The sequence below is a fragment of the Paraburkholderia bengalensis genome (assembly GCF_037126505.1).
GTDB lineage: Bacteria > Pseudomonadota > Gammaproteobacteria > Burkholderiales > Burkholderiaceae > Paraburkholderia > Paraburkholderia bengalensis.
Genome location: NZ_JACFYJ010000040.1, coordinates 42,654 through 64,541, shown reverse-complemented (window position 1 = coordinate 64,541; position 21,888 = coordinate 42,654). Strand labels below are relative to the sequence as shown.

At 61.9% G+C, this 21,888-nt stretch carries 21 protein-coding genes; 12 read left to right on the top strand and 9 right to left on the bottom strand.

The window, feature by feature from the left end; translation table 11 throughout:
- Positions 1-75: 75 nt before the first annotated feature.
- Positions 76-1,041: a sulfonate ABC transporter substrate-binding protein gene (locus H3V53_RS22830; RefSeq protein WP_336599889.1), complete on the top strand. Its 966-nt coding sequence runs from the start codon at positions 76-78 to the stop codon at positions 1,039-1,041.
- Between the two features lie 56 nt (positions 1,042-1,097).
- On the opposite strand, the gene arsC is transcribed toward H3V53_RS22830, so the two are convergent.
- Positions 1,098-1,469 carry an arsenate reductase (glutaredoxin) gene (arsC, locus tag H3V53_RS22825; RefSeq protein ID WP_336599888.1) on the bottom strand — a complete coding sequence of 124 codons (372 nt, stop codon included), beginning with the start codon at positions 1,467-1,469 and terminating at the stop codon, positions 1,098-1,100.
- 604 nt (positions 1,470-2,073) lie between these two features.
- On the opposite strand from arsC, the gene parA reads away from it, so the two are divergent.
- Together parA and H3V53_RS22815 are read left to right on the top strand one after the other, a co-directional pair.
- Positions 2,074-2,736, top strand: a complete 663-nt coding sequence (parA, locus tag H3V53_RS22820) for a ParA family partition ATPase (RefSeq protein ID WP_054923833.1) — start codon at positions 2,074-2,076, stop codon at positions 2,734-2,736.
- Positions 2,737-2,760: 24 nt separating this feature from the next.
- A complete protein-coding gene (locus H3V53_RS22815; RefSeq protein WP_336599887.1) occupies positions 2,761-3,825 on the top strand; it encodes a ParB/RepB/Spo0J family partition protein in 1,065 nt (354 codons plus the stop codon).
- Between the two features lie 44 nt (positions 3,826-3,869).
- On the opposite strand, the gene H3V53_RS22810 is transcribed toward H3V53_RS22815, so the two are convergent.
- Complete coding sequence (locus tag H3V53_RS22810) at positions 3,870-5,216, bottom strand: RepB family plasmid replication initiator protein (protein ID WP_054923819.1); 1,347 nt, start codon at positions 5,214-5,216, stop codon at positions 3,870-3,872.
- 1,917 nt (positions 5,217-7,133) lie between these two features.
- Here H3V53_RS22810 and H3V53_RS22805 point away from each other — a divergent pair.
- The gene (locus tag H3V53_RS22805; protein WP_336599886.1) at positions 7,134-8,336 is read left to right on the top strand and encodes a DNA-binding protein; all 1,203 of its coding nucleotides are present in this window, start codon (positions 7,134-7,136) and stop codon (positions 8,334-8,336) included.
- Between the two features lie 71 nt (positions 8,337-8,407).
- Here the strand turns inward: H3V53_RS22805 and H3V53_RS22800 are convergent, their stop codons facing one another.
- The 3 genes from H3V53_RS22800 to H3V53_RS22790 all read right to left on the bottom strand — a co-directional run bounded on the left by H3V53_RS22800 (position 8,408) and on the right by H3V53_RS22790 (position 10,706).
- Entirely contained in the window at positions 8,408-9,451 is a 1,044-nt protein-coding gene (locus H3V53_RS22800; protein WP_336599885.1) for a tyrosine-type recombinase/integrase, read from the bottom strand.
- A gap of 149 nt (positions 9,452-9,600) precedes the next feature.
- Positions 9,601-9,996 (bottom strand): DUF2471 family protein, encoded by a 396-nt coding sequence (locus H3V53_RS22795; RefSeq protein WP_336599884.1) that lies wholly within the window; start codon positions 9,994-9,996, stop codon positions 9,601-9,603.
- A 95-nt stretch (positions 9,997-10,091) separates the two neighbouring features.
- Positions 10,092-10,706, bottom strand: coding sequence for a helix-turn-helix domain-containing protein (locus tag H3V53_RS22790; protein WP_054923815.1), 615 nt, complete (start codon positions 10,704-10,706; stop codon positions 10,092-10,094).
- A gap of 144 nt (positions 10,707-10,850) precedes the next feature.
- Here H3V53_RS22790 and H3V53_RS22785 point away from each other — a divergent pair, with 144 nt between their 5' ends.
- Together H3V53_RS22785 and tdh are read left to right on the top strand one after the other, a co-directional pair.
- Entirely contained in the window at positions 10,851-12,050 is a 1,200-nt protein-coding gene (locus tag H3V53_RS22785) for a glycine C-acetyltransferase (protein WP_336599883.1), read from the top strand.
- A gap of 18 nt (positions 12,051-12,068) precedes the next feature.
- Entirely contained in the window at positions 12,069-13,097 is a 1,029-nt protein-coding gene (tdh, locus tag H3V53_RS22780; protein ID WP_054923813.1) for an L-threonine 3-dehydrogenase, read from the top strand.
- A 28-nt stretch (positions 13,098-13,125) separates the two neighbouring features.
- On the opposite strand, the gene H3V53_RS22775 is transcribed toward tdh, so the two are convergent.
- Positions 13,126-13,761, bottom strand: a complete 636-nt coding sequence (locus H3V53_RS22775; protein ID WP_336599882.1) for a YceI family protein — start codon at positions 13,759-13,761, stop codon at positions 13,126-13,128.
- A gap of 115 nt (positions 13,762-13,876) precedes the next feature.
- Here H3V53_RS22775 and H3V53_RS22770 point away from each other — a divergent pair, with 115 nt between their 5' ends.
- The 4 genes from H3V53_RS22770 to H3V53_RS22755 all read left to right on the top strand — a co-directional run bounded on the left by H3V53_RS22770 (position 13,877) and on the right by H3V53_RS22755 (position 17,005).
- On the top strand, positions 13,877-14,509 hold the full coding sequence (locus tag H3V53_RS22770) for a TetR/AcrR family transcriptional regulator (protein ID WP_336599881.1): 633 nt from the start codon (positions 13,877-13,879) through the stop codon (positions 14,507-14,509).
- A 21-nt stretch (positions 14,510-14,530) separates the two neighbouring features.
- Positions 14,531-15,007 (top strand): nuclear transport factor 2 family protein, encoded by a 477-nt coding sequence (locus H3V53_RS22765; RefSeq protein ID WP_336599880.1) that lies wholly within the window; start codon positions 14,531-14,533, stop codon positions 15,005-15,007.
- A gap of 215 nt (positions 15,008-15,222) precedes the next feature.
- Positions 15,223-15,750, top strand: a complete 528-nt coding sequence (locus H3V53_RS22760; RefSeq protein WP_336599879.1) for a hypothetical protein — start codon at positions 15,223-15,225, stop codon at positions 15,748-15,750.
- A gap of 385 nt (positions 15,751-16,135) precedes the next feature.
- On the top strand, positions 16,136-17,005 hold the full coding sequence (locus H3V53_RS22755; protein ID WP_336599878.1) for a LysR family transcriptional regulator: 870 nt from the start codon (positions 16,136-16,138) through the stop codon (positions 17,003-17,005).
- 12 nt (positions 17,006-17,017) lie between these two features.
- Here the strand turns inward: H3V53_RS22755 and H3V53_RS22750 are convergent, their stop codons facing one another.
- Together H3V53_RS22750 and H3V53_RS22745 are read right to left on the bottom strand one after the other, a co-directional pair.
- On the bottom strand, positions 17,018-18,004 hold the full coding sequence (locus tag H3V53_RS22750; RefSeq protein ID WP_336599877.1) for a zinc-dependent alcohol dehydrogenase family protein: 987 nt from the start codon (positions 18,002-18,004) through the stop codon (positions 17,018-17,020).
- 395 nt (positions 18,005-18,399) lie between these two features.
- Positions 18,400-20,169 (bottom strand): hybrid sensor histidine kinase/response regulator, encoded by a 1,770-nt coding sequence (locus H3V53_RS22745; RefSeq protein ID WP_336599876.1) that lies wholly within the window; start codon positions 20,167-20,169, stop codon positions 18,400-18,402.
- Positions 20,170-20,338: 169 nt separating this feature from the next.
- On the opposite strand from H3V53_RS22745, the gene H3V53_RS22740 reads away from it, so the two are divergent.
- Entirely contained in the window at positions 20,339-20,740 is a 402-nt protein-coding gene (locus H3V53_RS22740; RefSeq protein WP_336599875.1) for a GFA family protein, read from the top strand.
- Positions 20,741-20,977: 237 nt separating this feature from the next.
- Here the strand turns inward: H3V53_RS22740 and H3V53_RS22735 are convergent, their stop codons facing one another.
- Positions 20,978-21,130 carry a DUF6496 domain-containing protein gene (locus tag H3V53_RS22735; RefSeq protein ID WP_336599874.1) on the bottom strand — a complete coding sequence of 51 codons (153 nt, stop codon included), beginning with the start codon at positions 21,128-21,130 and terminating at the stop codon, positions 20,978-20,980.
- A 227-nt stretch (positions 21,131-21,357) separates the two neighbouring features.
- Between H3V53_RS22735 and H3V53_RS22730 the strand changes: the two genes are divergently transcribed.
- Positions 21,358-21,678 carry a hypothetical protein gene (locus H3V53_RS22730; RefSeq protein ID WP_336599873.1) on the top strand — a complete coding sequence of 107 codons (321 nt, stop codon included), beginning with the start codon at positions 21,358-21,360 and terminating at the stop codon, positions 21,676-21,678.
- The last annotated feature ends 210 nt before the right edge of the window (positions 21,679-21,888 follow it).

Here is a 21,888-nt window from a genome sequence, read left to right as displayed (position 1 = left end):
ACGCGATGGACGTCGGCTTATCGTTGAGCGCAATCGGTCCCTGTTGCGACCGTCTTCGCCACATCGAATTCAGATATGTCTCGACACGCTACCTTCACTCGCCGCGCCTTTCTCGCCGGAGCCGGCGCATTTCTCGCATCCGCCGCTTTACCGTCCATTGCGCAGACCGGCGCGAAGGAAATCCGCATCGGATATCAGAAAGCGGCCAGCACACTGGTCTTGCTGAAAGCGCATGGAACGCTTGAAAAGCGCTTTGCACCGCAAGGCGTCGGCGTGAAGTGGACGGAGTTTCCTGCGGGGCCACAGTTGCTGGAAGGACTGAACGTCGGCTCGATTGATTTTGGTTACGTCGGGGAGGCGCCGCCCGTCATCGCGCAGGCAGCGGGCGCCAATTTCGTATACACCGCGTACGAGATCCCAACGCCGCAGGCGGAGGGCATTCTCGTCCATCGCGACGCGCCGATCCAGTCGATCGCGGACCTGAAAGGCAAGCGGGTGGCGCTGAACAAAGGCTCCGATGTCCACTGGTTTCTGGTGGCAGCACTTGAGAAGGCAGGCGTGAAATACACGGACATTCAGACCGTTTTCCTGCCGCCCGCCGACGCACGTGCGGCGTTCGAGCGCGGTGCGATCGACGCATGGGCGGTCTGGGACCCGTTCCTCGAAGCGGCGAAACGTCAATCGAATGCAAGACTGCTGACTGACGGCGCAGGCATTGTCAGTCATCACCAGTTCTTCCTGAGCGCACGGCCCTTCGCCCAACAGAACTCGGAATTAGTTGACGCGGTCGTCGCCGAAGTTGGAAAGGAAGGCGCGTGGGTTCGCGGGCACTACGCGGAAGCGGCGGCGCAACTCGCACCGATTCAAGGGCTCGACGCTAACGTGATCGAAGCCGGCTTACGGCACTATGCCCACGTCTATAAACCTATTGATGCGGGCGTGCTCGCCGAGCAGCAGAAAATCGCCGACGCATTTACCGAGCTGCGCATCATTCCGACGAAGATTGTGACCAAGGAAGCGGTTCTTGCCGCAAAGGCGTAACGCGCGCAACCGCTTCCTTTTCGAATAAGATCTGACCTTTGGCCGGTTTCCTTTGCCTAGCCTCCGAGTTCGGGGAACAGCGCCTTGACGTTCTCTGGGGGGCGGCCAATAACAGCACGCCCGTTGCGCACGACGATGGGACGCTGAAGCAGGATCGGATGTTCAGCGATTGCTTCGTATAACTGAGCGTCACTCAAGGACGTGTCGGAAAGCCCCAGCTCCGTATAGACGGGCTCCGAGTCACGCATCATTTCCCGCACAGGACATCCGAGCATCCTGTTCAACTCCTTCAGCTGCGCGGCCGACAACGATGTCCGAAGGTATTCGACGATCTCGACAGGCTCATTCGTCGGGTTGTAGACGTCGTTGACCAGTTCGCAGGCGCCGCGCGACTTGGAGCAACGCGCATTGTGGTAGATGGTGATCATGGGCTTAAGGGGTGGTGAGAACAGGGGATAGATTCTAGCGGGGGGACGCGTCGAGCGGCGGCTGCGAAAGATCCGCCGTTCGCGGGTGCGTTTGTCTCATGTTCCTGTCGCTGTATGAGCGCGGCTGGCGAGGTTTGATGCAACCGGTCTCCTTTGCGCGCCGGCTTCTTTGCTGGCGCATGCACACGCTATGCACGCGTCCGATTCCCCTTTATGCGCATAAAGCTTCAGCTCGGCTGCTGTGCGACGCGGAAATCTTGTTGCGTCACTTGACCGCCCCCCTGCGTGACAGCGTTTGCGCGACGCCTCAAGCGGGTTTATGCGCATAAACCTGTCCAGCAGACGTTCGCGACTCGACTTAGCACTTCGCGCGGCGTTGATCACTCATTCCCACATCCGCACTCGCCGCGCGAGCTCTTTGGCAAGACCCATAGCTTGACCCGTTCCTCGCTACTCGTTCAACGCGCCCACATACGTCTCGCTCACTCCTTTATGCGCATAAACCCATGCGAAATGTCCTATAACCGTTGGAATCAACCAAAAACATTTGAATTAAAAAATCTGCAAGGTAAAATTCAGCGGCGTCTAAAAAGAGGAGGTGAACTTGGCGGCAGAAATCATCGCTGTGACACAGCAAAAGGGCGGGGTCGGTAAGAGCACCATTGCGATGCACCTCGGCGCTGCTTTTCATGAAAGGGGCAAGCGCGTCCTCGTCGTCGACGCTGATGGCCAAAACACGCTGATCCATTGGGCAAGCGCATCGTCCGATAGCGATTCCGGCATCCCGTTCCCGGTCGTCAACCTCTCCGAAGCAGGCGCGCAGATTCATCGCGAGATCAAGAAGTTTGTCGCCGACTATGACCTGATCGTTGTCGACTGTCCGCCGTCCATCACGGAAAAGGTGTCGGGGGTTGTCCTTCTGGCTGCGACGGTTGCCGTCATTCCCACGTCGTCATCGCCCGCGGACTACTGGTCGAGCGTCGGACTCGTCAAACTGGTCCAGCAAGCTCAGGTCATGAATGAAGACCTGCGTGCGGTATTTCTCCTCAACAAGACAGAGGAGAAGCGCATGTTGACGCGTGAATTGAAGCGCGCGCTGGAAGAGCTAGGCTTTCCGCTGCTTCGCACTCAAATTCCCACCCGCGAGGCATACAAGCAAGCGATGGCGCTTGGACAGACGGTCTTGCAGATGAACGACCGAGGCGCGAAGCTCGCCAGCCTGGAGATTCGCGCATGCGCGGACGAGATCGCCGCTTTGCTCCCCTGAATTTATGCGCATAAAGGTACATGAATGAAACCGTCTCAATTCGCCAAAGGCTTCCAGGCACGTCCCGACACAACCAGCAGCGAAAAGCGCACCGCGCTCGACCGGCTCAATGCGATTGACGGGTTGGTGCAGAATGCGCCAAACGCCGCGAACATCACTGCATTCAAGAGTCACGCCGTATCCCAACCTTCATCGGGCGACATCGACGTCGTCGATAGTTCGAACGAGTCGGCTGAGTATCGCGCGTGGCGAACTGAGCACAACTATCGTCCCGGACAGATCATCGAATTGCCGCTTAAGGCAATCAAACCGAGCCCGTTCAATCCGCGATACTTCTATCTGAAGTCGTCCATCGCCGAACTCGCGGTCAATCTCGCGAAGCAAGGTCAGCAGCAAGCGATCCACGTCATTCCCGATTACGACAATCCAGGCAGCTATTTCGTCAGTGACGGTGGGCGACGGGTCCGCGCCTTGAAGGAGGCGAACAAGGAGACGGTGAAGGCGATCGTTATCGATCTGCCGATTGGCATCCAGAGCTACAAGCTCGGTTACGACCTGAATGTCCAGCGCGATTCCCAGACGGTGTTCGACAACGCAGTCGTATGGCGTCGCTTTCTCGATGAGAAACACTTTCAGAGTCAGCGAGAACTTGCCGAGCATCTCGGCCTTGACGAGTCGACCATCGCTGTCGCGCTGTCGATCGCGAAACTGCCTGAGACCGTGATGCAAGAAATGGTCGCGCGGCCCGATCGCTTTGGCTCGAACATGGCGTATCAGGTCGGGCGATATCATTCGGCCCGGGGCACAGAATCGACGTTGCGTCTCATCAACAAAATTCTCTCCGACGACCTGAGCACGCGGCAGGTCGCGGACGTCGTTAAGGGACGGGCAACGACGCAGGAAACCGCGAAGCCGGCAGGGCGCCAGCGCTACGCGCAGCGACTGGATATCAAATTGGGTGGCGTGTCCGTCGGCGACTTGAAGTCATATGGCGACGATCGACTCGAACTGAAATTGCGCGGCTTGTCACGAGTCAAGCGCGACGAAATCCTGCGGCAAATCGAGCAGATGCTGTCCGAGCAGTCGTGAAACCGCGGGATGGAGCGCGCCAATCGTGGCGCGTTCCATAACAATCAAGCTGCTCGCGTCTGACTGAGCGTGAATGCGAGCAGATCACCGTCCGTCGGCTCGCCCCATGTCTTGCGCGCGAGCCAATCGAAGAAAGCCGTTTCGGTGAGCTTCGATTCCAGACCACGGCGGCGCCAATCGTCGCGCAAATGAGAGCCAAGACCAGGCAGCTCGTCTTCCTCAAACGAGTGGCGCGCCACTTCGCGCTCGGCATCGCCCTGTTCTTCGTACAACGCCTGCGCTTCCTTACGCCGATACGCCATGTACTCGCCAAGCAGCCGTGCCTTCAGGTCGTCGGCGGGTGCCGCCGATCCCTTGCTGGCGGCCGCCGACGGCAGCGCATCGACAGGCGGCGCGTAGCCTTTCTTCAGCGCGTCCTTGAACAGCGCAGGCGCGCTGCGCACGGGCGGCAAGGTCGTGCTGCGCATTCGTTGCTCCGTCATTTGCAGCGCCGCGCGAATCCGGTTCTCCTCGCTGTCGGCATAAAGCGTCTGCGCCTCCTTCAGCGGAATACCGATCTTCACCATCCGGTCGACAAGCGTGCTGTCGAAAACGTTCGGATGCTCATCCAGCGCGAGCATCGGCTGCTTGCGCTCCGTCACCCGAAACTGGATCTCGGCAACGCGGCGGCCTTCGCGGTGTTCGATCAGCTCGACAAAGATATTGGTGACGGCATTGACCTCCGCGATCGCGGGCCGCAGGTAATCGCGCTTGAAGTACTTGTATTCGCGCTTGGCCTCGTCACCCGCTTCCGTATCGGGCGTGCCCGACAGGATGGGCCGCCACCATTCCCACGCTTCGCGCATCGTCAGATGGCTCGGATTGGTCAGATAGCGTACGCAGATTTCGTATAGCGCGAGCCCGGCGCTGCTGCGCAACTGGCTTTGGAACTGCAGGCTCAAGCGCGCATATTGAACGGGATCGAGCAACTTCTTCTTGATCTTGGGCGCGAACGAGAATTCGACCCAAACGCGGCGCGTCGCCGGGTCTTCGAGAATTTCCGCGTCGGCAATCAACGTCGAAATGCCCCACTTGCGGCCCGGCTTCTGGCTCGACGTGCCCTGACTCCACTCGACCTGCACCGAAACCATCCGGCGCAAATGCTCCTTGACGAGCGCGGTGTCGTTCGAATCGAATGCAGAATTCGCGACGATATCCGAAAGCAACGCGCGATAGGTGTCGCCCGATTCGTCCGCCTGCTGCGCGACCGCCAGAAGCACGTTGAACAGCTTACGGGTGAGCAGTGTGATCTTGCCGCTCTTGGGTTGAATGGCGATCGCCTCGACGGCTTTGCGCAATTCGGCGGAGCTGGGGCTCACCACATCGGTTTTTTTCGCGCGCTTCGTGGCCATGCGTCGAGTCAGGAAGAGATTTTGCGAAAGCATACCGGCTGTGGTGATGCGCGTCTATAGCGCGGGTCTCACCTACTTTCGGTGAAACCAGTTTACGGCGGCCAACTCACCAGGACATGCTCCCGAAAATGCTCACCATCGGTCGGGTAGGCCGTTTGTGGGCAGCAATGACGGTCGTGGGTCGCCCAAAAACCGGCGCTCGAAGCAGTGGCCGAAGTACGCAAAATCGTTTCCCGAACACCCTCACCATTGCCCACGTTGCAATCAGACGACGGCGCGAGGCCGCGTTCGCGCGCACGGCGACGAAAGACGCGCTCGCGCGACCCATTGCAGACGGTCCTGCACTAAGCTCCTTCGCAGCTTTTCGCTCGCACACGCCGCACCAACGAAGGCTCCTCCACGCTCCGAATCGCTCGAGCACGGCCAAGGCGCCCATCTTTCCTGTCGAGATGTGGCCGCGCACCCCGATGCACATGCGCACACGATCATACGATGCATGCCGCACCCGCGCCCCATGGTTTAGCCGCATCGAGTCCCGAACTACCTCACCTTTGTCGACAGAAAACGTCTTGCCGGTTCGAGCTCAGCTGGCATGGCAAGACTTTTTGGTGCCGAAAACGCTCCCGGAGATCCTCACCTTTGCGCGGGCGCAGAAAGGAACGCTACCAATTCACATCCGGCACGCGCATCCCGAAAACGCTCACCTGAAGACGCGCAGCGAACAAAAGTTTGCAAATTTAGGCACTTAGCCGCTAAGGACATGGCTCGCCCACCGCCAGATCGGCGCAGTCGCTCCCGAATTTCCTCACCTCACACCGACGACGGTTTGAAACTACGTCAGTAATTTCAGCGACCGCTAGTCCCGAAAAATCTCACCTTAATCAAATCGGCCCATCCAACAGTGCGATTCGCAGATCACGCATCGACGCTGGGTATACACGGGTTGCCGTGTCGAAGCCCCCCGAATTCTCTCACCTCTGACATAAATTGACGTTGCTCTCCATCCCGGAAACCCTCACCTTTCAACGATTCCGCGTCAATTCAGGCCCGAGATATGCATACCGCTGCGTCTCCCCCGAATCCGCTCACCATTCAAAGTCGGGCGACGCGTCCTCTCCAAACAAACGTCTACGGGCTCCCGCAAATCCTCACCTTTACCGAAAATTCACCGAAATAACGGTGTCGCGCGCCATTGATCCCCGAAAAATCTCACCTCGGCACGCGAAATTCTCCCGTCGACGCTCACCCATCGCAGTTGGACGCGCAAAATTGCGTGCCCACCATGGCGAATTTCGCTTCCCGAAGCCCCTCACCCGGGCGATCCGTGTTCGGAAACCGGTCGGGCAACGTTTACAGCGGGATAGCGCACATCTCGTCCCGCAAACCCTCACCTTTCGCAGACGCACTCAAAACGGCTGCTCCCGAAGCCACTCACGATCTTTCCCGACGGGGCTCACCGGGCATCCCGAACCCCTTCACTCGCGTCTCCCGCGAATCCTCACCATGCTTCCCGTAAAGTTTCACCTTATCGGCCGTAAAGCCACATCCAGTAAGGGTTCCGCGTGGCGTTAACGGTTTTAACTTAGGTTCAAAGGTGTTTACTTTTATTACTCTCAACAAAGAGCCCGTGAGCCTTCGGCGTAATCCTCCTTACCGTCAACACCGCCTGCGTGGATAACGTAGTCGTGAAACAGTGACAAAACATCGGCTGAACGGGAAAAAAGCTTTCTGAAACATGAAGTTATTGCGTAAACTTAGTTTTGTTTCACGCGAAAACAGGTTCGATCGGAGCGTCCGACGCAAAATCCGGCTACAAACGCCGTTCGTTGCAAGAAAACAGCGTGGCCCGCAAAAAGCGTAGCAAATACTACGTAAATTGTTATGATTCGTCCAAATCCCTAGACAGCGCGCATGCCCATGAACCTGGACGAAGAACGCAAAGCAATCCGGACTGAACTCGACACGATGCGAGCGCAGGGCGCTCGGCGCCAAGAACTCTCGCATCACGCCTGCAAACGGCTGTTTTTCGATCTCGGCATTCGTCCGTCGATGGCCGCCGTGCGGGATCTGACGCAAACGGGCAGTGCGAGCGACATTCCAAAAGATATCGATAGTTTCTGGGAGCGCATCCGCTCAGCGTCGCGTGTGCGGATTGGCGGTGGCGCCATTCCCAAGGCGTTGGAGGAACGCGCAGGCGAATTACTCGGCGCGCTGTTTGAGGACGCACTTTCACAAGCAAGGGCGTCGCTAGAGGAAGAGCGGAAGGAAATCCAGGCGTTGCGCGCAATCGCTGAACGCGATGCGCATGAGGGCAAGATTCGGAAAGAGTTTTCCCAGGAAGCGATCGAGCGCAGCGAAGCGCGTGCGGATGCAGCCTGGGAACGCGTGCGCGTCCTCGAGACACAGCTCATCGCCGCGAACACCAGCGAGTCCGCCGATCATGAGGCGTTGAAGCGATCGCTTCGCCGTGTCGAAGCTGAGAACGAATCGCTACGCAAGCGCATCGAAGCAGAGCAGTCGACCAACGCCGGCTTGCGCGACCGCCTTGACGCTTTGCAAACCGAAATGCGTCAAAACACGGAGCACTATGCGCAGCAGATCAAGGATGCTGTCGCTGAAGCTGAGCGCCGCGTCAAACCGATGTTGGTGGAACTCGATTCGTTGCGTGCGATGGCCGCGACGTATCAGGCAGGTGTGCGCGACGCGAGCCGCAAGGAATTCGACTTTATCCAGCAATTGGCGGCTGCAAAAGCGCGTGGTGACAGGCTCGACGCGCAATTGCGCGAACAATCTGACGAACTCGATTTGTTGACCCGTCAGATGACAGCGCTGCGCGCGCAGCAAGGCGTCGACCCGGCGCTCGCCAATCTGCTCTGTCAGTTGGCCACGGCAGGACGTTTGAGCGCAGAAGAATTGGAGTCGATCGGCACTGCTGTCGATGGCCACGTCGCAATACCGGCGCGTTGTCCGAAATGCTCCGAAGGTGAGCCGGAACTGTCGCAAGTCGACCACCGATATGAACTGCTGTGTCCGGAATGCGAGCACTCATCGGGGCCGGGCGGCTCGCGGCTCGCTGCGGTGACACACTTTGTGGCCGCGTCGCCCGCTTCTATCCCGTGAAGGCGGCCAATCGCGTCGACACGAAAGCGCGACAGGTGAGAGTTTTCGGGAGCGAATCATGCGCCGTCTTCTTACCGGTCGGGCGCTTCGGCGGACGGGAGCGCGCGGGTCAGTTGCACATCACCGTTGAACTGCTCCTGCTCCACCCACGACTTCCACGCGCGGTGCAGCCGATTTGCCGACACCGCTTGAGCAAATCCCAGCCATTGTCCGACGATTTCCGGCTCGACGCCGCTTTCGAACAGATCCGCCGCGAACGAATTGCGTAAGGTATGCGGGCTTGCGCGCGCTTCGCGAGACTGGCTGATGCCGGCCGCTTCGACGAGGGCGTCGACTGCGCGAAGCATCGTCGCCTTGTGCATCGGACGCCCGGACGGCGACGCGGGGAACACCAGTTCCCCGGGCAGTTCGGCTTGCTTGCGCTCGTCGAGCCACGTCTCGAGGATCGACACGGCGAAAGGTGCAAGACGCGTTCGTCGCGTGAAAAGCGGATTGCTCGCTTCAATCGCAACCCACGGCGAGCCGGCCGTCACGCAGTCTAGCGCGAGCGTTCGCGCTTCCCCCGTCTTGATGCCGCCACCAAGGAAAACTGCGATCAGCGCCCGATCGCGACGCTCCCGCCAGCGCTGCGCCAACGATAAATGTTCGACAGGCGAAGACAGATAAGCGATCAGCGCGGTGCGTTCGGCGGCAGTCAGGAATCCCGTCGGCTCGTTGTCGCGCGCATTGCGCCACTCTGCTTCGCCATCCTGAGCAATGAAACGGGCGGGGTTGGTCGACGCCAGTTCGATTTCTCGAACGTGATCGAGCACACGTTCAATCAACCGGAGGTAACGGGCGCGCTGCGGCTTGCGTATCGACAGGCCTGATGCAAACTCGGCGATCGACCGCATATCGACGGTGACGAGGTTTTTCTGGCGTGCCTGCAACCAGTCCAGAAAGAGTCCCCACTGCGCCCGATATACCTCCGCAGATGAGTGGCGGAAATTCTGGCTGGCGAGCCAGGCGTCAAAGGCCGCTGCCGGATCGATAAGCCAATCCCGGCGTTCACGGTCGAAGAGATCGGTGCGCTCGGGTGATGTGTCAGCGGAGCCGACAGTATCGGTCGAGATCATGGTCTATCTTTCCGTTAGTTGCGCAAAATCGATTATAGCGAGTCGTTTACGAAGTTCGATCCGGGTGCGGCCTCGGCCGCCGCGCCGAACTTTACGCGCATAAACTTCTGCCGCCGCGCCAGCGACCGTGCAGCGGACAACGATCTGCACTATCCGCCCCAGACCCGTGCTGCGCTACCACGGTCGGCAGTCCGCTGTTTCGTCGCGCCCTCGCTGGACTTCCGCGCTTCCTCATAAGCGGCGACGGCGAACGCAAACACCGCGGGCAATGCGTTCGACTGTCCAAAGTCGACAGCGTCGTCGGTCTCCGGGAATTGAAAGTCGTTGGGCCGTTGAAACAGCCCGAGCATGAAGGGATCGTGCCGGCTCGCAAAACCGAGATCCGCGAGCGCTTCTGCTTCGATCGCGTGGAGCAGGCGCCACGTCAGCGGCACGTGCTGAACGATGTATCGCGCCGCGATGTGCCGGACGATGTATTCGAGGTCGCGCGCCGCAGCCTTGAAGCGCAGCGCAGCCAGATCCTGTTCTTTATTCAGCTTGTTCATTCTTCGGCTCCGTCGAACTGCCTATACTGTACAAATATACAGTATGAGCCGCAACCGGGAATTGCGCCGAAGAACGGATCATCCGATAAAACGGACTAACCGTGGATCACCACCAAAAGCGCCTTCGCCTCGCCCTTGCCGGCATTCCGGATTGCATGCGGCTCATCGGCGACGTAACGGGCGGTGTCGGCAGTCTTCAAACGTTTGGTCGTCCCCGCCGCATCGATATCGATCACGCCGTGCAGCACCGTCAGATGCTCGCGTGTCCCCGGCTCGTGCGCGCTCGACACCAGCGCCCCGCCGGGCTGCAGCGTCAATTCATACCACTCGAATTTGCCCGCCAGCTCGATCGGCCCCCACACGCGGAGCTGATAGCGCGCGTCGTGGCCGCTGAGCGTCGGAATGTCGTGCGGGCCGGACACGGCGATCGGGTCGGGCGCCTTTTGCGGCGCGAACAGCGAATCGAGACTGACACCCAGGGCGTTCGTCAGCCGCCACGCGACGGCGATCGTCGGATTTGCCTTATCACGTTCGATTTCCGACAACATCGATTTCGATACGCCCGCTGCGCGCGACAGATCGTCGAGCGTCATCTTGCGCTCGCTGCGCAGTCGCTGTATCTGCTCGCCGACACGCGGCGGCGCCGCCACCATCTGCGCGGCCGTAGCCGCCGCCGTGGGCGCGGCTCTGCGGGTTCCCGAACTTGCCATTTCCTGACCTATCGTTTAGAGTTGTTCGACATATCGAACTTTAGTTCGGAAAAACGAAAATTTCCGATAAAACTGACAGCCGACTATAACAGGCCGCCGCGTCGCATGGTGCGGTGCAAAGCCGGCCAATCAAGGAGCCGTTTCATGGGTGACCCATTTATCGCGCATTTGCGCGGCACGCTCGACCAGATTCGCGCCGATGGTTTCCACAAGACCGAGCGCGTCATCGCGAGTCAGCAATCGTCGGATATCCGGCTGGAGAGCGGCGCCGACGTGCTCAATTTCTGCGCGAACAATTACCTGGGTCTTGCCAACGATGCGCGCCTGATTGCCGCGGCAAAGGACGGCCTCGACAAGGACGGCTTCGGCATGGCGTCGGTGCGTTTCATTTGCGGCACGCAGACCGTGCACAAAGAACTCGAACGCGCGCTGTCCGCATTCCTGAAAACGGACGACTGCATTCTCTATTCAAGCTGTTTCGACGCCAACGGCGGCCTGTTCGAAACGCTGCTCGATGACAACGACGCGATCATCAGTGACGAGCTGAATCACGCGAGCATCATCGACGGCGTGCGTCTGTCGAAGGCCAAGCGCTATCGCTACAAGAACAACGACCTCGCCGATCTCGAAGCGAAGCTGCGCGAGGCCGACGCGGCGGGCGCGCGCTTCAAGCTGATCGCGACGGACGGCGTGTTCTCGATGGACGGCATCATCGCCGACCTCGCCGGCATCTGCGACCTCGCTGACCGCTACAACGCGATCGTGATGGTCGACGATTCGCACGCAGTCGGCTTCATCGGCGAGCACGGACGCGGCACGCCCGAACATTGCGGCGTCCTGGACCGTGTCGACATCATCACGGGCACGCTCGGCAAGGCGCTCGGCGGCGCGTCGGGCGGCTATGTCGCGGCGCGGCAGGAAGTCGTCGATCTGTTGCGGCAACGCTCACGCCCGTATCTGTTTTCGAACACGCTCACGCCGAGCATCGCAGCGGCATCGCTGAAAGTGCTCGAACTGCTCGCGAGCGACGAAGGCAAACAGTTGCGTGAACGCGTGCGCGCGAACGGCGCGCATTTCCGTCAGGCCATGAGCGCACACGGCTTCACACTCGTGCCCGGCGAACATCCCATCATTCCCGTGATGCTCGGCGATGCACAACTCGCATCGAACATGGCAGACGCGCTGCTGAAAGAAGGCGTCTACGTGATCGGCTTTTCGTATCCCGTCGTGCCGAAGGGCCGCGCGCGCATCCGCACGCAGATGAGCGCCGCGCACACGCCGGAGCAGATCGATCGGGCCGTCGATGCGTTCGCGCGCGTCGGCCGTTCGCTTGGCGTCATCTGAACACGGGGCATCACAACAATGAAAGCACTGGCAAAACTCGAACGCGCACCGGGCCTCACGTTGACCCGCGTGAAGAAGCCCGAAGTGGGCCACAACGACGTGATGATCCGCATCACGCGCACGGCTATCTGCGGCACCGATATCCACATCTGGAAGTGGGACGACTGGGCACAAAAGACCATTCCCGTGCCGATGCACGTCGGTCATGAATACGTTGGCGAGATCGTCGAAATGGGCCAGGAAGTGCGCGGCTTTGCGATCGGCGATCGCGTGTCGGGCGAAGGGCACATCACATGCGGCTTTTGTCGCAACTGTCGCGCGGGACGTCGGCATCTGTGCCGCAATACAGTTGGCGTCGGCGTGAATCGCGAAGGCGCGTTCGCCGAATATCTCGTGATTCCCGCGTTCAACGCGTTCAAGATCCCGCCCGAAATCTCCGACGATCTCGCCGCGATCTTCGATCCGTTCGGCAACGCGACGCACACGGCGCTATCGTTCAACCTCGTCGGCGAAGACGTGCTGATCACGGGCGCGGGACCGATCGGCATCATGGCCGTGGCAATCGCGAAGCACGTCGGCGCGCGCAACGTCGTGATCACCGACGTCAACGATTACCGCCTCGAACTCGCGCGCAAGATGGGCGCGACGCGCGCGGTGAATGTGTCGCGCGAATCGCTGCGCGACGTGATGAGCGATCTGCACATGACGGAAGGCTTCGACGTCGGCCTCGAAATGTCGGGCGTTCCGAGCGCGTTCACGTCGATGCTCGAAGCGATGAATCACGGCGGCAAGGTCGCGTTGCTTGGCATTCCGCCCGCGCAAACCGCGATCGACTGGAATCAGGTGATCTTCAAAGGCCTTGAAATCAAGGGCATTTATGGCCGCGAGATGTTCGAGACCTGGTACAAGATGGTCGCGATGCTGCAAAGCGGCCTCGATCTGTCGCCGATCCTCACGCACCGCTTTGCCGTCGACGACTACGAAAAGGCTTTTGCCACGATGCTGTCGGGCGAGAGCGGCAAAGTGATTCTCGACTGGACCGCATAACCGGAGCGGCCACCGCGAATCGACACACTCAACCTGCAGGCGGCCGTGCCGCCTCTGTCTGAATGATGACGTGAATCTCGTCGCCCACGGCGGGATACCACGTCGTCAACCCGAATCTCGACCGGCTGAAGCGTCCCTCCGCTGAAAAGCCGAGCGTATCCGATTTCGTCAGCGGATCGAGCCCGTAGCCATTGAAGGTCACGTCCAGCGTAACGGGCTGCGTGACGCCGCGTATCGTCAGATCGCCAGTGAGCTTGCCGCGCGCGTCCCCCGTCCGCTCGAACTTCGTGCTGACAAAACGGATCTGCGGATTGCGCTCCACATCGAGCATGTCCGACCCTTTCACCATCTTGTCCAGCAGCGGCACGTTCGTGTCGATGCTCGCCGCCTCGATCGTCACCGCTGCCTGACTCTTGTCCATCCCGCCTTCCTTCCAGTCGATCTGGCCCGCCACGCGATCGAACCGCATCGTGAAGTGCGAGAACTTGAAATGGTCGACGTTGAAGGTGATGCTGGTGTGATGCGGGTCGAGCTTGTATTCGCCGGGTGGCACGCGCGATTCCGTTTGCGTGACGGTATGCGTGACGACCTGCAGCGGCGTGCAGGCGCCGAGCGCCGCAACAATCGCGATGGCGGAAACGGCATGGCGGAAAACGCGGATCATGACACTCATCCTGTCGAACAATCCCAACACAATAATGCATACGTCGCCGAAACGCCCGCGCATGCGAAGTGGGGACGCGCTTGACGAAGGAGAATGATCGTTCTACCCTTCGCGAATGACTATTCCCGAAGACACCACGGGCAGCGCGCGCGGGCGGCTGCTCGACGCCGCGGAAGCGCTGATTTACGCGGGCGGCATCCACGCAACGGGCGTCGATGCCATCGTGCGTCAGTCGGGCACGGCGCGCAAAAGCTTCTACACGCATTTCGAATCGAAGGATGCGCTGGTCGCGGCCGCGCTCGAGCGGCGCGACGCGCGCTGGATGACGTGGTTCAGCGAGGGCACGCTGCGCCGTGGCAAGCAGCCGCGCGCCCGCCTGCTTGCGATGTTCGACGTGTTGCGCGAATGGTTCATGTCGGAAGACTTCCACGGCTGCGCATTTCTCAACGCAGCGGGCGAAATCGCTTCGCCCGACGATCCCATTCGCGTCGTCGCGCGCGAGCACAAGGAGCGCCTGCTCGAATTCGTGCGCGCGCAATGCGACGAATACGTCGCGGCGACGGGCATCGATAGCCGGCGCGCCGCGCGGCTCGCGCGCCAGTGGCTGATCCTGATCGACGGCGCGATCGGCGTGGCGCTGGTCAGCGGCGACGCTGATGCCGCGCTCGACGCGCGCGCCGCAGCCGGGCATCTGCTCGACTCAATTCCTGCAACCACCCGCTCGCCGGCGAGGCGAGCTTCCACCTGACGCAGTCCAACGAGGAACATCATGGCCGAAATCGAAAGACGTCCGCCCGTCCCGCCCTTCACGCGCGAGACGGCCATCCAGAAAGTGCGTGCCGCCGAAGACGCATGGAATACGCGCGAACCCGAGCGCGTGTCGCTTGCGTACACGCCGCAAAGCAAATGGCGCAATCGCTCGGAATTCCTGACGGGGCGCGCGGAGATCGTCGCGTTCCTGCAGCGCAAGTGGGCGAAGGAACTCGACTACCGGCTCATCAAGGAACTGTGGGCGTTCACGGATAACCGCATTGCCGTGCGCTTCGCGTATGAATGGCACGACGATTCCGGCAACTGGTTTCGCTCGTATGGCAATGAGAACTGGGAGTTCGACGAGAACGGACTGATGGCGTTCCGCCACGCGAGCATCAACGACAAGCCGATCCGCGAAGAGGACCGTCTGTATCGCTGGCCGCTCGGCCGTCGCCCCGACGATCATCCGGGCATGTCGGACCTCGGTCTCTGACTCGCAAGCCGCATCGCGGGTGAACGCGCGCACGGCGCGTTCACCATGCTGCAATCGTTCGTTGGATATCGTTGCCGTCTGCAGACGCGTCGTCGTCGTCCGAGCGCACACTCCACTTGAACTGTAGGAATTGTGGGGTAGAGTGCGCGACTGGAGAGCAATTCGACACTAATCGCGAGATGAGACGCCGGCGCGCGACCGGTTGCGGAGAGCCCATGCCGTTTCGAAGGATCAAGAACAAGATACGTCGTGCATGCGTGGCGAGTGCTGTAGCGGGCGTCGGGTTGGCGGCGGCGTCGGGCGCGCATGCGGCCGACTGGTGCGGTGGCGGCGTGTGGGTCGATGCCATGCTCGGCTCGTATCACATCAATCCCGATCCCGACACGCACTTCGAGCAGTTCAATCCGGGTCTCGGCGTCGAGTGCTGGCTCAACGGTCAGTGGGCGCTGACAGCGGGTGGCTTTCGCAATTCGTTGCGCCGTCCATCGTTCTATGGCGGCGGCGTGTGGGCGCCCGAGTTCGTGCACTGGGGTTTCGTTCGCCTCGCCGTGATGGGCGGCGTCATCTCCGGCTACAACTATGGCGACTGGGGCCTCGGCCACAACCATACGATCGGACCGGTTGCCGCGCCTATCGTGATGACCGAGTACAAGCGTGTCGGCGTGAACTTCATTCTGATTCCGCCCATTCCGTCGGATAACCTGCCTTTCACGATCGGCTTTCAGTTGCGCATGAAGTTCTGAGCGAACCTGGCGCCGCATCGATCTGCGCAAAGGTGAGAAGTTTCGGGAGCGGTCTCCTCGTGTGTGCTCCATGAGTGAGATTTTTCGGGAGCCGCGCACGGGTGAACGCCAAGCGTATCGCCTGCTTCACCTGAAACACGAAAACCCCTTGAAAATAGCGGTAAAAAGCGCATGCGTCTGAGTGTCAGAGGACGTCTTGCTGAACCGCGATGCGTCTAAGGTGAGGTTTTGCGGGAGTTCGACGCAACTGCCAGTGTCTCCCGAAAGTCCTCACCATCGTGCCGTCGCCGTGTCGTGGCACGCCGCGAGCCAATCAAGCCGACTGCCGTGACGCGCTTCATAATCGCAGGCAAACCCAACCTGCCGCATGCCGCCAAAGACGCCTATGAACGATTCGAAACTCGACTGGAGCGACGTACGCATCTTCCTCGCGGTCGCGCGCTGTGGCACGCTGGGCGCGGCCGCGCGCCAACTCGGGCAGACCCAGCCGACCATGGGCCGGCGCTTGCGCGCGCTCGAGGAAGCCATCGGCCATACGCTGTTTCAACGCACGGCCGAAGGCTTCGTGCTCACGGACGAAGGCCACGCCGTGCTCGCGTACGCCGAGCGCATGGAAGAGGAAGCGCACGCGTTCCTGCGCGCGCTGACGGGCAACGAGCAGCAACTGTCGGGCGGGCTGCGCGTCTCGTCGTCGGACTGGTTCGGCGTCCACGTGCTGACGCCCGTGTTCGGCGAATTTCTCGCGCATCATCCGCAGATGTCGATCGAACTGGTCACGGATTCGCGCCGCTACAATCTCGCGCGCCGCGAAGCCGATCTGGTGTTTCGTATCACGCCGTTCGACGAACCCGACGTCATCCAGCGCAAGCTGATGCACATGGATTACGCGCTCTACGGACATATCGATCTTGTCGCGCCCACGCGCGGCGATGGCGCGGGCCAGTCGCTGATCACGATGGATAGCGCGTTCGGCGAGTTGCCCGACGTCAGCTGGATCAGAGAGATGCTGCCGAACGCGCACGTCGCATACGCGAGCAACAACCGCGGCGCGCAGGCGCGCATGTGCGCGCAGGGCGGCGGCTTCGCGGTGCTGCCGTGCCCGCTCGGCGATACGACGCCGGGCCTGCGCCGCATCGACATGGGCGTTGCGCCGCCAGGCCGCGACGTATGGCTGGGCTATCACCGCGACCTGAAGCGGCTTGCGCGTCTGCGTGCGTTGCTCGATCTCGTGATCGAACGGCTGGCGAACGTGTGACGCGCGCAACCGTTAGTCGATTTCAACCACGATCTTGCCGCGCGCGGTGCGTTCCGTGATGGCGTCGTATGCACGTTCGGCCGATGTGAGATCGAAGCGGCGCGGATCGAGATAGGGCGTGAGCTTGCCTTCTTCGACAAGACGCGCTGCCTGTTCGAGCATCTCGCCATGATGCGCGCGCGCCTTGCCCGTGAGCAGCGGATATAGCGTGAACACGCCTGAATATGTGGCTTCGCGAAACGACAGCGGCGCGAGCGCATGCGTGCCCCAGCCGAGCGCGCTCACCACATGGCCAAAGTGCCTGACGGCCGCAAACGATGCATCGAGCGTCGGGCCACCCACGGTATCGACGACCAGATCGAAGCCTTCGCCCGCCGTGTGCTCGCCGACGTACTGTTCGACGCTTTGCGTCGCGTAGTCGATCGGCGTTGCGCCAAAACGCGCGACGATCTCGTGGTCGCGCGCGCTCGCCGTCGCGTACACCTGCGCGCCGAGCGCGCGCGCCAGCTGCACGGACACATGCCCGACGCCGCCTGCGCCGCCTTGCACGAGCACCGTCTGACCCGCCTGCAGGCGCGCCCGGTCGACGATCCCCGCGTACGACGTGAGAAACGCGAGGGGCAGCGCGGCGGCTTCGCGCATCGACAGACGCGACGGCTTGTGCGCGAGCAGTTGCGCATCGACGGCCGCATATTGTGCAAGCGACCCCTGAATCCCGCCGACACCGCCCGTCATCCCGTATACCTCGTCGCCGATCTTGAACGCCGTGACATCCGCGCCGAGCGCGACGACCTCGCCCGCGAGATCGATGCCGAGCACGAGCGGCAGCGGGTGGCGCGCGTGCGCCGCGGCGCCTGCGCGAATCTTCGTGTCGAGGGGATTGAGGCCGCTCGCCTTGATTCGCACCAGCACCTCGCCGCGCGCGGGTTCGGGAATGGGCAGGGTGGTCGGTTCGAGCGGACCGTTGTAGTGGCTGAGAACGAGGGCTTGCATGGACATGTCGGGCTCCGGCTGAAGAGGGTTGCTGTCGGTGAACGACATCATCGGCGAAGGCGGAACCCTGGTAAATCAACGATTTAGCACGACGTCCAAACGCAAATGCATGGCCTCGTGCACGCGCGCGACGCGCGTTGGCCTGGCGCTCGCGTTACCTGGGGCTGCGAACAACAGGCGCATGCGCAAGGTTCGCGCGACACAAAGGTGAGGAGATTCGGGAGTGAGCTGCAAGCGTTCGGAGCATGCACCGATGACAGATGCAAGCCCATGACGGGAAAGGGTTTGCGGTTGAGGTCAAAGGTGCCGCGAGGTGCGTCCGGCGATCAATGGTGAGGCTTTTCGGGACTTGCGAAAAGTGACGCCAGCGCTAACGTGCCGACTCACCTTCACGGCTTACATCAGACGAGACCGTTGATGTTCCTGCCGTCGCGATGCGAGAGCACGTCGGCGAGCCGCTCCATCGACACAGGCTTCGTCAGGTGATAGTCGAAGCCGGCGGCGAGCGCGCGCGACTTGTCGGACTCGGACGAATAGCCGGTCAGCGCGATCAGGAACATCTGCGCGAGCGCGGCGTTCGAGCGGATCGCGCGCGCCACTTCGAAGCCGTCCATCTCCGGCATGCCGATGTCGAGGATGCCGACTTCCGGCAACTCCTTCGCCGCGACCTGCACCGCTTCGCGTCCGCTGCGCGCGACGATCACCTGATGGCCTTCGAGTTCGAGCAGCAGATGCAGTGCGTCGAGCGCGTCGGCGTTGTCGTCGACGAGCAGAATGCGGCTCGGGGCCGCCGGTGCGGCAACAGGCGCATCGTGTGCGACCTGCGGCTCGTGATCGAGAATCGGCAGACGCAGTGTGACGAGCGTGCCGCGCCCGATGCCCAGGCTGTCGAGCCCGATCGTCCCGCCATGCAGTTCGACGAGCCGCTTCACGACAGCAAGCCCGATGCCGAGTCCGCCTTCCGAGCGGCGCGTGCCCGACGCCGACTGCGCGAATAGCTCGAACACATGCGCGAGAGCTTCCGGGCTCATGCCGATGCCGTTGTCCTCGATGGCGATCGACACCATGCCATTCGCCGCTTCGGCACCATTTGCTTCGACCTGCACGCGCAGGTTCAGCGTGCCGCCCACGGGCGTGTACTTCGCCGCGTTCGACAGCAGGTTGCCCACGACCTGGCTGAGCCGCACATGATCGGCGCGCACATAAACGGGCTGGTCGAGCCCTTCGATCACGAGGTGATGCTTGCGCGCATCGATGTGATGCTTGAGCGCGGTGATCGCGTCGTAGACGATTTCGTTAAGCGACGTGCGGCTGTACTTGATCGCGAGCTTGCCGTGCCGCAGCCGCGCGGCGTCGAGCAGATCGTCGACGAGCGTGCGCAACTGGCGCATTTGCCGCTGCGCGATCGCGAGCACGTCCGTGGCCTGCGGCTCGCCCGCGCAGAGCAGCTTGAGCGCGGCGATGGAACTGTCGATGGGCGCCATCGGGTTGCGCAGTTCGTGGCCCAGCATCGCGATGAATTCGTCGCGCCGATGCGCCGCGTCTTCGAGCGCGCGCCGCGCCTGCTGCGCGGCGGCCGCCTCCCCTTCCGCCGCCTGTTGCGCGTCGAGCAGCGTCAGCGCCGCGCCCGCGAGCACGGCCAGATTGCCGAGCAGGCGTACATCCTCGCGATCGAAGCGATGCGCGTCGTGCGACGCGACCCAGATCGCGCCCAGCGGTTTCGACGCGGAACAGCGAATCGGAATCGGCGTGACGATGCCTTCCGTCATGATCGCGCCCGCGTCGCGCAGGCTCTTGAAGAACGTATGCGGCTCGACGAACAGTTGCGCCGCGCCGAGTTCGAGTGTCATGCCGCACGGGCATTCCGCCCATGCCGTGGTTCGGCCTTCGAATCCCGCGCAGGCGCCCGCTACCGCACGCCAGCGGAACACCGCTTGGCCTTCGTCCGTGGTTTCGAGCAGGCTGATGCCCGCGCTGCCCGCGCGGCACGCGGCGAGTGCGGCATCGGCGATGGCTTGCAACAGTATGTCCCGGCGGCCCGTTTGCGCGCTGGCGACCGTGACGAGCGAACGGACTTCGGCGGCATGATCGGGCGCGCGCGCCGGCCGGTCTTTCAGATCGTCGGTGCGCAGGACGCCCGCTCGGCGGGCATGTTCGATGCCGTCGCTCATGTTGCTCGATGATTAGAGGTGCGCCGCCGCGGGCCCGCTAGCAAACAGCGCACCGGACGTTAACGAAGAAAGTATAGGCGTTGCGTGCGGATCATCGCCGCTATTTCGCGGCTACGGTATGGGTATGTTCCCTGCAAGCCGGTAAGCGTCAATCGGCATGGAGAACACGATGAACGAGCAAACGACTTACGAGGGCGGTTGCGCGTGCGGCGCAGTGCGCTTTCGCGCAACCGGTGCGCCGATCCGCGTCGGCATGTGTCATTGCATGACATGTCGGCGGGTACACGGCTCCGCATTTGGCGCTTACGTGATCTTCGATCGCAACGCGGTCTCGTTTGCTGGCCGCACGCAGGCGTGGCGCAGCTCGCAGGCGGGGCGGCGCCATTTTTGTCCGGTTTGCGGATCGGTGGCGTTCATGACGTACGCGGATCGCGACGAAATCGATGTGCCGCTCGGCGCGTTCGACGAGACGGGACTTGTCGAGCCCGCTTACGAACTGTGGTGCAAGCACAAAGAGCCGTGGCTGCCGCGCGGCGCGCGCCCGGAGTATGACGAGGAACGCACGTGCTGAGCGCCATTCGTACGCGTTCGCAAAGGGCCGCCGGGAAGCAGCGATAGAGGACCGCCGGAAGGCAGCCGAAAAAGGTTGTCGGAACGCCGCTGAAAAGGCCACTAAAGGGATGCTAGTCGGCCGCTAAAAAAGGAGGCCGCTGAACAGACAGCCAGATGATCCGCGAAGAACGCCGCATTGGCCAGGCTCGCGCCCGGCCGACGCGGCACGCTCCCCAATTCACCTAAGCGCTACTGGCTACTTGTCGTGCTTCTTCGGAATCTTCGCGCCCGACTTGCGCGCCTGATTCAGCGCGATCGCGACCGATTGCTTCTGCGATTTGCCCGCCTTCTTCTCGGTCTTGATGTTGTGTCCGATGGTTTCCTTCGATGTGCCTCGCTTGAGTGGCATGACGCTCTCCTTTTCCATTGCAAAAGTGCGTGGCTTGCGCCGCGCTGGCGTCGCGAGCGACCCGCCGCGACATGTATGGCGACGAGCATTCCCTGTTCCCGCCGCGCATCCGGCGCGCCGGGATGCGCGTGCGCGAGGACCGCGTCCCTGCGCGCGTGAAGCGCTGGCGGAAAAGCGGTACGTCGCTTGCTGAAACGTGGATGGAACGTCGAGCGAAGGAGCCACTCGTGAGCACGGTTTCGATTGGAGGCGCGGCGGCAGCGGCAATTTTTGCCGCCGCGGCCGCAATCGTCTTCGTCGAGGCTCACGCGCAAGCGGGCTGGCATCCGGCGACGCAAGGCAGTGAATCCGTGCAGATGCCGGGCGCAGCAGCGGGCGAACTGAAGACGCCGCGGCCGGGGCAATCGTCGACGTCGGGCATGACGGGCGCGGCCGCGTCAGATACGGGCGTCGCGCGTCCGGGCAGCACGCACGGCACGAGGCGCCTACCCGACGTCAGCAAGCGGAAACGGCCCGCCGTGAAGCCAGATCCGGGCGATGCGCAGTGAAGCGGCAGCGCCTGAGGCTGACTTCAGGCTGACCTCAGGCAGACCTCAGGCAGACCTCAGGCAGACCAAACAGAAGCTCAGGCAGCGAGGACGGAGGGCAGAGCGACCGACGAAGCCGACCAGCAAGAACCGCCCGCATTCGCGCGCGCCAGTGATCCGGGTATTCGTCACGCGAGCGTGATGCGCATTTTCAACCGACGTGCCGGCAAA